Here is an 11476-nt window from a genome sequence, read left to right on the forward strand (position 1 = left end):
CCGCCCGTGGTCAGCCGGCTGAGTCGGTCTTCTCCTCAAGGGTGCGCGGCCCGGTGGCCGAAGTTCCAGTCCAGCTGGCGAGAAGGCCCAGGGCTTCGGCGGAGGGGGAAGCGGGTTCGGGGGTGTAGATGGTGAGGGTCTGTTCGGGGTCGCCTTCGACGGCCAGAACCAGGTAGTCGAGGGTGAGATCGCCGACGAGCGGGTGGTGCAGGCGCTTGGTGCCGGTGGTGTGGGCGACGACGTCGTGGTCGGCCCACATGCGGCGGAAGGTATCGCTGTGCAGAGACAGCTCGCCAATCAGCTCGGTGAGCTGCGGGTCGTCGGGATGGCGTCCGGCGTACAGGCGCAGCATGGCCAGGCAATCGCCGGCGACCTTCTCCCAGTCGGCGTACAGGGTGCGGGCGGCCCCGTCGAGGAAGACGAAGCGGGCGAAGTTGCGTTCGCGGCGGGGCCGGGCCTCGAAGTCGGTGTAGAGGGCGTGGGCAAGCCGATTGGCGGCCAGGACGTCCGTGCGTCGCCCCTGGACCACCGCGGGGACGCTGAGCGAGTCCAGGGTCCGGTACAGGACCGGGTGAACCCTCTGGGGGGCGAGCGGGCGCCGGCGGCGGGCCCGTGTGGTGGCGGTGGGCTGGGCGAGGTCGAAGAGGTGAGCGCGTTCGGTGTCGTCCAGGTGCAGGGCGCGGGCGACGGCCTCCAGGACGCTTGCGGAGACACCCTGGGTGCGCCCCCGCTCCAGGCGGATGTAGTAGTCGACGCTGACTCCGGCGAGCTGGGCAACTTCCTCGCGGCGCAGCCCCGGTACGCGGCGGGCGCCGCCGTGCGGTGCGAGGCCAGCCTGTTCGGGGGTGATCCGGGCCCGGCGGGTGCGCAGGAACTCACGGATCTCGCTGCTGCGGTCCATGGGTCCACCGTACGGCGGTGCCCGGCAGGTCAGCGTGCTGAAGGGGGTACTGGCAGACCCCCGGAAGAGCGGTGCCCTTTACCGCGGCCTACGGGGCGTTCGCGGATGGTTGCCTGGATAGCGGGCCCGGGACACGGCACTGATCATTTCGAGCAGTACGCGCCGTAACCGCACGCACGAAATCGTCGCTGCCGCTGCCCGCTGTCTGCCCTCACGCCGTACGTCTGGAGAAGAGGACACCCCATGGCTTCGAAACTGACCGGCACCGTCGCACTCGTCACCGGCGCGAGCAGCGGTATCGGCGCCGCCACCGCCCGCCGGCTCGCCGAGCAGGGCGCCTCGGTGGCGCTCGTGGCCCGCCGCAAGGACCGGCTGGAAGCTCTTGCCGCTGAGATCGAGCAGGCGGGTGGCACCGCCACGGTGGTGCAGGCGGACATCACCGACCGCATCCAGGCCGAGGCCGCCGTACAGCAGGTCCTCGACCGGTTCGGACGGCTGGACACCCTGGTCAACAATGCCGGCCTGATGCTCCTGGGGCCCGTCGTCGGCGCGGATGCCGAGGAGTGGGACCGCATGATCGCCGTCAACGTCCAGGGCCTGCTCTACACCACCCGCGCCGCCCTGCCGCACCTGCTCAAGGCCGCTGAACAGGACCCGCGCCAGGTCGCCGACATCGTCAACATCGGCTCTGTCGCCGGCCGCGTGGCGAGCCGGGGCTTCGGCGTCTACAACGCCACCAAGTTCGGCGTGCACGCCTTCACCGAGTCCCTGCGTCAGGAAGTCACCCAGCGCCACGTGCGCGTCGGCGTCCTCGAGCCGGGCGCCGTGGAGAGCGAACTGGGCACGCACAACAAGCCCGAGGTCCGCGGCGAGCTGATCGACCCCTACTTCGAGGAGACCGAAGTCCTGGCCGCCGAGGACATCGCCGACGGCGTCGCCTACATGGTCACCCGTCCCCGCCACGCCGCTGTCGGTGAGCTGTGGATCATGCCCACTGAACAGGCGTGAGCACTTCCACCGTCGCCTCCCGCCAGCTCCCTAACCCACCGGGTCCCCGCCTACGGAACCCGAAAGGAAATTTCTCATGAGCAAGGTCATCTTCATCACCGGTGCTGGACGTGGTCTGGGCACGGACATCGTCCGCCAGGCCCTCGCGGCCGGGCACCAGGTTGTCGCCACCGGCCGCCGCCCCGAGGAGGTCGAGAAGACCCTGGGCGGCCCGCAGGACAACCTGCTCGTCACCAAACTGGACGTCACCAGCCTCGACGACGCACACGCGGCCGCACAGGCCGCCGTCGACCGGTTCGGCCGCATCGACGTGCTGATCAACAACGCCGGGAACTTCTTCGCCGGCTACTTCGAGGAGATCTCCCCGGAGCACATGCGCCGGCAGATCGAGACCAACCTCTTCGGCCCGATGAACGTCACCCGCGCCGTCCTGCCCGTCATGCGCGCCCAGCGCGACGGCCACGTCCTCACCCTCTCCTCCCTCGCCGGTCAGGTCGGCACGGAGTTCACCTCCGCCTACGCGGCCTCCAAGTTCGCCGTCGAGGGCTGGATGGAAGCCCTCCACCACGACATCAAGCCGTACAACATCCGCACCACCATCGTGGAGCCCGGCTACTTCCGCACCGAGTTGCTCGTGGACGCCTCCACCACCTGGCCCGAACCGACCATCGACGACTACGCCGAGCGCACCATCGCCACGGTCGAAGCCTGGAAGAGCATCAACGGACAGCAGCCCGGCGACCCCGCCAAGCTCGCCCGCGCCCTGCTGACCCTCGCCGGCCAGGACCAGCCGCCACTGCGCTTCGTCGCCGGCGCCGACGCCATCGAGGGCGTCACGGCCAAGGCCCAGGAGCTCCTCACCCAGGTCGAAGCCTCTCGTGAGCTGGGCGGCAACCTCGGCCACGACGACGCTGCCTGAGCGGCAGCCCCACCAGTGTGTCCCCGAGCAATGATCAAGGACAGGTGCCATGGAACACGTCACCGAGACTCCCACCGTGCAGGCCCCGGCCGAGCGGTTCACCGGCGACGTCTACCTCAACATGATCGAGCCGCCGTCTGAACCGTCCCGCCTGACGGCCGCCCTGGTCCGCTTCACCCCCGGAGCCCGCACCAACTGGCACTCCCACGCCCTGGGCCAGGTCCTGTACATCACCGACGGCGTCGGCCTGGTCGGCACCCGCGACGGCCATGTCGTACGCGTTAGCGCCGGCGAAACGGTCAAGCGCCTGGCAGGCGAGGAACACTGGCACGGCGCCACCGACACCAGCCTCATGGCGCACATCGCCCTCGTGGTCGGTGACGGCAACGGCGACGGCACCATCTGGCTGGAACCCGTCACCGACCAGCAGTACGCGGAAGCCCTCGCCAGCCGCCGCTGACCAGTCGACCTGCCCGCCGCCTCCTTCGCACCTCGGCGCGCCGGAAGGCGGCGGGCAGTCCCGTCTCCGGAGAAGCACCCGCGAACCCCTCCGACAAGGGAATAGCGCACTCACCGAATACCGCCTCTTCACCAGTAGGCCCGCGCCAGCGCCGAGGCGGTCGTCGCCTCGGTGACGGGCCGGGTGGCCGCGCCGTCGACGCTGTTGCTGGGCCGCTACGACGAGGCGGGCCGCCTGCGGTTCATCGCGCGGACGGCGCCGCTGTCGGCGACAGGCGCGGCGGGAGGTCGGCGGCCTGGCGCACCGCTGCTGTAACGCCACCTACGACGCGCTCGCCGCACCCCGCCCCCGCGACACCACCGCCCTGGGAGACCGCCCCCTCGGTCCCGGCGGCGCGCACCGAGCTGCGCCAGCTGGTCCGCGCCCGCAGAGCCGTCCGGGCCGCGTGACCCGCCGCGCCTCGGTCGACCAGGAGTACGAGGGTGCGGCCTACTGTTGCGCGACCCGAAGTGCACGTCACCACGCGATTCCGACGTGGCCGGATCGCTGACTTCCACCACCAGCCCCCGGTTCCACCATGACGTCCCGCTGCTGATGAGGGGAGAACGCTGCCCTGCGGGAAGCTCTGCGCGCGCCGACGGCGGACTCACTTCCCTTCCGGCCCCTCGCCCGGGAGGGATCCCCGCAGCCGCATCGTCACCGACAGCCCGGACACCCTCCCGACCAGTGATCACCAGCCGCGACCAGCGGCCCGAGGACGAGCGCGGGCAAAAGCGTCCCCGGTGGCTGGCGGAACACCAGCGCCGGCAGACTGCACGGCTCAGCAGCGGACCTTCTGACGCGGCATGTCGTGCCGAGTCATGCTCACGGAATGCTGGGTGGTTGAAAGTATGAGCACTTGCATCGCTAGGAAGTATCTAATGAGCGGTGTGACCGCATCCGATGCGCTGTGGCGCTTCAACGACACCGGCAACTCCGGCTACATCAGCCTGATCGTCGAGACGCCGGCAGGCACGCACGTGCGCCGAATACCGCCGGCTATGCCCCTCGCGGCCGACAAGGAACCGGGTATCGCGGCGGAAGAAGCCGCGCACACGGCAGCGGTGACCTGGGGGCTGCCCGACTTTGTGTTCCAGTCCGCGCTCACCCGCAAGGGCTCGGGACAACGGGAACTAGGCGACCGACTGCTGCTCAGCGGCCGGCGCGGCGCGGTCATCCAGGTTAAAAGCCGCACTGTGAAGCCGAAGAGCGACGACGAAGAGCGGGCCTGGATCCAGAAGGTGACCAAGAAGGCCATGAGCCAGGCCAAGGGAACCGTGCGCATGCTGCGTCTCCAGCCCGCCGACATGATCAATGGGCGTGGTACAACTCTCTCCGTCGCGGGCACCGCATATGAGTGGATGGCCGTGTCCCTGCTTGATCACGACCAGGTCCCCCCGGACACGGTGCCTACGTTCGAGTCGATCGGCATGCCCGCCTTGACGCTTACGCGCCGGGACTGGGATTTCCTCTTCGACCAACTGCGGTCCACCACAGCGGTCCTGGACTACCTGTTCCGGGTGGCCGCGGAGCCGCCCATCGCGCTCGGCGACGAATCGGTGCGCTACTACGAACTCGCGGCGGCGGATGCTGCCGCGCCGCCTCGGGAGGTGGACACCGAACTCATCGGGCCGGGAGGCCGCCAGTTCTCCACGCCGCTTCTGCCTCAGGCCCCGGCCGGGGCCGGCGAGACCAACGCGCACCTGGTCATTCGCATCGTGCTCGAGGACGTGGCGACCAGCATGCTGCGCAACGGGGTATCGGAAAGCGACCGGCTCATGGTGCTCGCAGACCTCGACCGGCTACCCGTCGGCATACGGGAAGAGTGGGGGCAACTCCTGCTCGACATGCTCGACGAGGTGGAGAAAGCTCCCGACGGTCACCTGATGTGGCGCTCCCGACGGCAACTGCACGATGAGACGGACGAAGACCGGCAGATGCTCTTCACCTGCGCGACGCACTTCGACAAGTATGTGGAGGCCGCCTTCGGTAATTACGTCCTGCTGCGTCACCACCAGGTCGGCACACGCACTGGTCGACCGGAAGCGCTGTGCAGCGCCGGCGTGATGCTGACCCCCAACCACAGCGGTGCACGTCCCTGGGACACGACGCTGGTCAAGATCACCGGCCCCAGCTATCTCACTCCGGAGGAAGTTTGCGAGTTCGAGAAACTGTGGCCCGAAAGCAGCTGTGACTGAAGGCCCGACGGCGAGATCGGATCAAATCACCGCCCGGTAAGCGGTGCACCGCATGTTCCTCAGCCCTCGTATCGGCGGCAGCGGCTTCCTCGGCTCCCGGGGCTCGTCGACGCCGTCCCGGCCGAGGTCCGGTGCAGCGAAGGCAGCGGCCGAGACCGGGATCCTGGCCGTGCGTAGGTTCCTGAGCTGGGCTGCCGGAGCCAGCCCTGCTCGGTCCCCCTCGCCGTGCGGCATACGCTCGGCCCATGGATGACTCGATATGGGTGGGGGTGCGGGAGCGGGTGCAGTCCCTTGGTGCCGCGCCGGCCGGTGACCGTGTTTTCGGCGCGATCGGGCACAAGTTCTTCCTTGAGGACCCCTTGACCCCGGCAGAGCTGGCCGATCTCGAAGGTCAGGTGGGTGTGACGCTGCCCGGGGAGTACCGCGACTTCCTCCTCCGAGTGGGCGCCGGAGGTGCCGGGCCCTCGTATGGGGTCTATCCGGTACGACTCATCCAGGGGCGCTGGCGATGGGAGGGAGATGGAGCCGACCTGGCTGACCTGTCCCGTCTGGCCGAGCCCTTTCCTCGTGAAGGTGCCGATCCTGAAGCTGTCCAGTCGCTCCTGGCCGAGCACCCCGAAGAGGAGGACTTCGAGGACATCGAGGACTTCGATGACGCCATGGAGGCATGGGAAGAGCGCTGGGAACCAGTGATGTGGTCGGCGGACCGCACCGTCGGCGCGGTCGTGATCTCAACGCTAGGGTGTGCCGCCCGCGAGTGGTTGATCATCAGCGGCCCGGAGCGCGGGCGCATCTGGTCCGACAACAGAGTGGATGACGAGGACCTGAAGCCGCTCCTGGATGAGCACGATGCTCCGATCTCTTTCACCCGTTGGTATCTGACATGGCTTGAGAGGGCGGAACGTCAGCTGGCACCGGTTCCTGCGGCGGACTGAGCTGCGGGCTCTGCGGAGGCTGTCCCGGGCTTCCTTGTCCAGCTGCCGGTGCGGGGACCTTTGCGGGGCAGTCGCCTGGTCAGCAGGGGCCGGGAAGAAAGATCCCGAGGCATTGCGAAGGCCCGGACACCTGGTCCGGGCCTTCGCAATGCCAATGGCCTCTAGTCAAGTGTCGCCGGCCACCGCTATGCGGGCTGCACCCCGGCCCAGTCGAGCCCGAGGGCGGCGAGGGCGGCGAGCTTGTCGGCGTCCAGCTTGGCGCGCCTGCTCTTGGTGTTGCTGAGGAACACCCCGAGGCGGACCTCGCTCCCGTCTTCCAGCCGCTCCACGTGGCCCCGGCTCACGGTGAGGGATCCGGTGCGGGCCTTGTACTGGGCCAGCGCCGCAACGCCCCGCTCGAAGGCCGCTGAGCGGCTCCCGGACAGTCGCTTACCCGCTGCCCTGTCTCCCGCTCCCGCCCGTGCCGGAACGGGCCGCAGAGCAGGCTTCACGCCCAGCTGCGTGAGCCGTTCCTGCTGCTTGCTCGACAGGAGTCTCCAGTCCCGGCGTTGTCGTTGGAGCCAGTGTCCGATGTCGTCGCCGTCCATGAGTACGCCGGGTGCGATATCGGGCAGCAGGCCGCCGGGTTCGTCGGCGGCGAGGTGGGCGAGGTGGCGGTAGTGGCGTTGCCAGTCCAGGGGCCAGGGGCAGTTCCAGTCCGGGTCGATCGAGGCGAGCTGCTTCGCGCGCTCCGCCGCCCGGTCCGAGTTCTTCCCGAGGCCGCCCTTGCGGCGGAGGTTGGCCATGTGCTGCCCGACGGGCACCATCGCCTCGACCTCGCCCCACACCGCGTCCTGACGCGGTGCGAGGTGCCCCATGGCCCGTCGGTAGGACCGGAGCGCGGCGAGCTTGTTCTCCCAGGCCTCCTCGCCGGGCTCCCACACCATGCCGGCCTCCGGGGCGTCCAGCAGCTTCTTGCGCCGCGCCTCCAGCTCCCCGGCCCGCAGGGCTTTCCGCTGTTGGTGGACCCATCGCCCAAGGGGAAACGCCTTCGTCGTCCCCACCTCAGTCTCCACGTCATAAGGAACGGCGTAGAGGCCGGTGATCTCGTTCTCTGCCCTCCAGCGCAGCAGGGCCTGGTAGCCCTCCAGCCACACCAGCGATTCGGGCCGGTAGACGCGGGTGCGCAGGAACGCCGCGATCGTGGCCGCGTCCCTGGGGGTGGAGAAGTGAAGCAGGGCAGACTCGACCGCACCGTCCGTGCCGCCCTGCTCCTCATCGCCCTCGCCCTTGCCACCGGTAGTCCCGATGATCCGCCCGTCGGTGTCGCGTTGGATGTGGGTCTTGCGTTTGCCGCTGGTGAGAGCACGGGAGGCGAGCTGCTCGACCAGGCGCTCATCATGCGAGCGCAGGCCCTGGAGGACAGCCACGAGCGGCTTGAAGCTGGCGGAAGCGACCATGTCGGTGGGGTCTTCGCCGGGTTCGAGGAAGACGGGCACGATGATCCGCGCGACCTTCGTGGAGCCGTCGCGGTTGAGCCGGAGGGCCCGGCCGATGTTCTGGACGATCTCGACCTGGGAGCCGCGGGTGTCGGCGAAGCAGACGGCCTCGACTCCTCGCTCGCCGGTGATGTCGACTCCTTCGCCGAGGACGCGGCAGCTGGCGAGGAACGCCCTGTGCACGCGTCGTCCGGTTGCGTCGATGCCGTTGGCGAACTGGCGAAGGGCTTCGCGGCGTTCGGTGACGAGGTGGTCGCCGCACAGCCACGCCGACCACACCCGCTCCGGCGGCACGTGCCGTCCAGCCTCCAGCTCGTAGAACTGAGCGCCGATCGACGACGAGGGCAGCTTCTCTGCGGCCGCCAGGTCCTCCTCGGAGGCATTGTGCGCATACAGCTCGGCTGCCGTCTGCGGCAGCTTCTCCGCGAACGCGGCCGCCTCCTCGACCTTCTGGTGGAACGTCATGACCGTACGCAGGTTGTACGCCGCGGCGTGCTCCAGAAGAGCGGTCTGCAGCAGCGCCAGGCGCCGGCCCCGCCGCGCCTCCTCTGACTCCCCGACGATGGGGGAGGGGTCGTGGATCTCGAGGACGTCGATCTCGAATCCGGCGAGGATGCCCCGCTCGATGGCCTCCGAGAGCCCCAGTTCGGCGCCGGGAAGCCAGGCTCCGAAGGTGCCGTTCGGATCGTCGGCCATGCTCGCGAGTTCCACCTCCTGGCCCTCCTTCCCGCGCTGAGGTCGGGGTGAGGCGAGGATCCGCGGGGTGGCGGTGAGGTAGAGCCGGAAGTCGGCGGGGATGCGGGCGTTGTCATGGATCGCCGCCCACGGCCGACCAAGATCACCGGCGGTTGAGTGAGCTTCGTCCACGATGGCGAGGTCGAACGGGACCATGCGCTGGCCATAGAGCCGTTCCCCGCCCGCCAGGGCGGCTTCCAGCGGCCCGCGAACCGTCCCCTGGCCCGTTGGGTCCTCCGGGTCCTCGCGGTCCACGAGGGAGGCGTACGTGGCGAACACGACGACCGGCCCGGATCCGGCCCACAGCGCCAGCTGGATCGCATTCGTGGTCGTGCGCACCCCCAGCGAGCTCAGCACCGGGTCGTTCTCCAGTGAGCACACCGCCACCATCGGGGAGCGGTGGCCGACCGCCCGCCACGCCTGCGCGGTCTGCGCGAGCAGGTCCAGGGTCGGCACGGTCACCAGGATCCGCCCGCCCGGGAAGCACTCCAGCGCGCTCGCGGCAGCCGTGATCGTCTTGCCCGACCCGGTGGCAGACACCAGCGTGCCCCGCGCCCCCTCAGCAGGCACAGACGATCTTGCAACAAATCGGACCCATTTCCGAATGGCCGTTTTCTGGGTCACCTGATGTTCCCGGAGGCTGATCACAGATTTCGACCTTTCCTTTTTCCGGGCGAAATCAGGTTCTTCCACCACGTGCCCGTGCCCGAAGAGACCGCGCCCCCGTCGGGGGCAGGAGCGGGGTAGGGGTACCTGTCGATGCCGCCGCGTGCGGGCAGCTCGTCCTCGAAGTCGCAGGCGGCTACGGCCTTGAACCCGCCGCGCCACAGCGCCTCAAGCACGGCTGCGACGGCCTGCACCACCTCCTCGGCCGGCGCTCCCGAAGGGGCCTCGCACTCCAGCACGGTCGGCCACTGAAGGAAGTCGAAGGGGTGGGCGTGCCAGTCGGTGGAGTAGTCGTTGTACGCGCCTTCCAGGCGCAGCGGCCCGACGGTCAGCTCTGGACCGTTGTCCTCGGCGAGGCCGAGGGCGTCTCGAAGCCGGCCTACGACCCGCGAGGCAGCCTCTGCGTCCACGTAGATCGAGGCGTCGCTGTAAGCGGAGTCCGGCCCGAGGGGCGAAGGCCCGCGGTCATGCGTCACGCGAGCTCCCCGGGGACTTGGCCGGGGTGAGGGAGAGGAAGCGCTGGAGCAGCCGCTGGGCCGGTTCGTGGTGGTAGTACTCGGCGATCTGCAGGGGAGTCTCGCCGTCGGCGGCCGGCAGGCGGGGATCAGCACCGTAGGCCAGCAGGATCGCCGTGGAGGCCGTGTCGAGCGGGTAGTTCGCCTGCACATGGCCGTCGCCTTCCAGGTCGATCGCGTGAGTCAGCAGCGTGTGCCCGAAGCACACCTCGTCCGGATCGGCCCCCGAGTCCAGGAGCGCGGTGAGGGTCTCGTAGTCATCCATCTCCACGGCCCTATGCGCGGGCGTCCACGACTCCACCTCAGCGGAAGACACGCGACCACTTCGACGCGCTCTTTCCGGAGCCTCCGCCGGTGCGAGGAAGCGCTGGAGCAGCCGCTTGGCTGGCTCGTGGTCGTAGCTCTCGGCTGGAGTCCGCCCGCTGGCAGACGGCAGGCGCGGGTCGGCCCCGTATGCCAGCACGATTGCCGTGCCGGCCGTGTGCAGGCGAAGCTCCGACTGCAGGTGACTGTCCCCTTCCCAGTCGATCGCGTGAGTCAGCAACGTGAGCTCGAAGCACACCTCATCCGGGTCGGCCCCAGCGTCCAGAAGCATGGAGAGGGTCTCGTAGTCACTGACCTCCACTGCCTGGTGCGCTGGTGTCCACCGCTCCACCTCAGGCCAGGAGCTCGGCCTCAGCACATCGGGATCCACAGCGCCCTTTCCCTCTCCACCGGTCTTGCTGGGTCGTGGCTATCGAATCAGTGGACGGACCGCGGGCATAAGACGCCGAAGCTAATGCGTCCTCCGACCCTGCTACCGGGTGTCCCCTCTTCGCGCCAATGCTACATGCTGCATCACATTGAGATGTGGACTTGCGGGACCCCCTCGACAGATCCCCTTCCACGAGATCCCGTCCGACCCTGATGGCCGGCGTGCATCGGGGTACACGGTGCCGCATGGCACCGAAGACCGAACGCATCCAGTTCCTGCGGGCCGAGCGGCAACTGCGCCGCATCCGCTCCTTCTACACTGCGGCCATCCTCCTGTGGGCAGGGTCCGCGGCCTGGACCGGCTGGCGGGCCCCGGGGAGCCGGCAGATGTGGGTGTCCGTCCTCCTCCTGGCCGTCTTCACCGCCCTGCTCGTCATCGCGGGCCTCGCCCTGCGGCGCCTCGCCGTTCCCGCCACGGGCCGGCCCGTACACCATGCTGCCCCGCACAGGCTGCCGAGCACCCGCCGTCACGCCCCTGCCTGAGGGCCCATTACTTTTCCCACGAGTCAATCCGGTCCGCCCCGCAGGGGGCGGAGTCGGGACCTGCTGACGGTCCGCTGCCGGAGCACCCCCGGTCCCTGTAGGTGCCCGGGCCGAAGGCCCGTTGACGGGCCCGCGCAGCGGGTCCGTCTTGTGGCGCGCAGCGCCACCAGGTGGCTGGAGCGCAGCGGAAGCCACCACCGGGGGCCGCAGGCCACAGCAGCTCCGGGAGCGCAGCAGACGGAGCGTCACTAGACCGGCGCAGCCGGTCTAGTGAGCGGGGCGCGCAGCGCCCCGCCAGCGCTCCCGCGGAGCGGGAGCGCAACACCCGCGCGCAGCGCGGGTGTTCGCTTGCCCATCGCGCAGCGATGGGGTACCCGCTCCGCGGG

General features: G+C 69.5%; 10 protein-coding genes and 1 pseudogene. 6 read left to right on the forward strand and 5 right to left on the reverse strand.

Going from position 1 to position 11476, the window contains the following annotated elements; genetic code table 11:
• Positions 1-10: 10 nt before the first annotated feature.
• Entirely contained in the window at positions 11-901 is an 891-nt protein-coding gene (locus tag IEZ05_RS34325) for a helix-turn-helix transcriptional regulator (RefSeq protein WP_189234233.1), read from the reverse strand.
• 243 nt (positions 902-1144) lie between these two features.
• Here IEZ05_RS34325 and IEZ05_RS34330 point away from each other — a divergent pair, with 243 nt between their 5' ends.
• The 5 genes from IEZ05_RS34330 (at position 1145) to IEZ05_RS34350 (ending at position 6460) form a co-directional block, all read left to right on the forward strand.
• Positions 1145-1909, forward strand: coding sequence for an SDR family NAD(P)-dependent oxidoreductase (locus IEZ05_RS34330; protein WP_189234234.1), 765 nt, complete (start codon positions 1145-1147; stop codon positions 1907-1909).
• 76 nt (positions 1910-1985) lie between these two features.
• Positions 1986-2828 carry an SDR family oxidoreductase gene (locus IEZ05_RS34335; RefSeq protein ID WP_189234235.1) on the forward strand — a complete coding sequence of 281 codons (843 nt, stop codon included), beginning with the start codon at positions 1986-1988 and terminating at the stop codon, positions 2826-2828.
• Between the two features lie 49 nt (positions 2829-2877).
• Entirely contained in the window at positions 2878-3288 is a 411-nt protein-coding gene (locus tag IEZ05_RS34340) for a (R)-mandelonitrile lyase (protein WP_189234236.1), read from the forward strand.
• A 920-nt stretch (positions 3289-4208) separates the two neighbouring features.
• Positions 4209-5525, forward strand: coding sequence for a hypothetical protein (locus IEZ05_RS34345; RefSeq protein WP_189234237.1), 1317 nt, complete (start codon positions 4209-4211; stop codon positions 5523-5525).
• Positions 5526-5770: 245 nt separating this feature from the next.
• Positions 5771-6460: an SMI1/KNR4 family protein gene (locus tag IEZ05_RS34350; protein WP_189234238.1), complete on the forward strand. Its 690-nt coding sequence runs from the start codon at positions 5771-5773 to the stop codon at positions 6458-6460.
• A 185-nt stretch (positions 6461-6645) separates the two neighbouring features.
• Here IEZ05_RS34350 and IEZ05_RS34355 read toward each other — a convergent pair whose 3' ends face one another.
• From IEZ05_RS34355 to IEZ05_RS37170, 4 genes and pseudogenes are all read right to left on the reverse strand, one after another.
• Entirely contained in the window at positions 6646-9321 is a 2676-nt protein-coding gene (locus IEZ05_RS34355) for a DEAD/DEAH box helicase (protein ID WP_189234239.1), read from the reverse strand.
• Complete coding sequence (locus IEZ05_RS34360; RefSeq protein WP_189234240.1) at positions 9318-9815, reverse strand: hypothetical protein; 498 nt, start codon at positions 9813-9815, stop codon at positions 9318-9320. Before IEZ05_RS34360 ends, IEZ05_RS34355 begins: the two co-directional genes overlap by 4 nt.
• Entirely contained in the window at positions 9805-10170 is a 366-nt protein-coding gene (locus IEZ05_RS34365) for an ankyrin repeat domain-containing protein (RefSeq protein ID WP_373298908.1), read from the reverse strand. Before IEZ05_RS34365 ends, IEZ05_RS34360 begins: the two co-directional genes overlap by 11 nt.
• Before the next feature lie 258 nt (positions 10171-10428).
• A pseudogene (locus tag IEZ05_RS37170) lies at positions 10429-10548 on the reverse strand (hypothetical protein); the annotation flags it as partial.
• A 245-nt stretch (positions 10549-10793) separates the two neighbouring features.
• Here IEZ05_RS37170 and IEZ05_RS34370 point away from each other — a divergent pair.
• Complete coding sequence (locus tag IEZ05_RS34370) at positions 10794-11090, forward strand: hypothetical protein (protein WP_189234242.1); 297 nt, start codon at positions 10794-10796, stop codon at positions 11088-11090.
• Positions 11091-11476: the final 386 nt, after the last annotated feature.

Origin of the sequence: Streptomyces flaveolus, assembly GCF_014648815.1 — a bacterium.
Taxonomy (GTDB): domain Bacteria; phylum Actinomycetota; class Actinomycetes; order Streptomycetales; family Streptomycetaceae; genus Streptomyces; species Streptomyces flaveolus.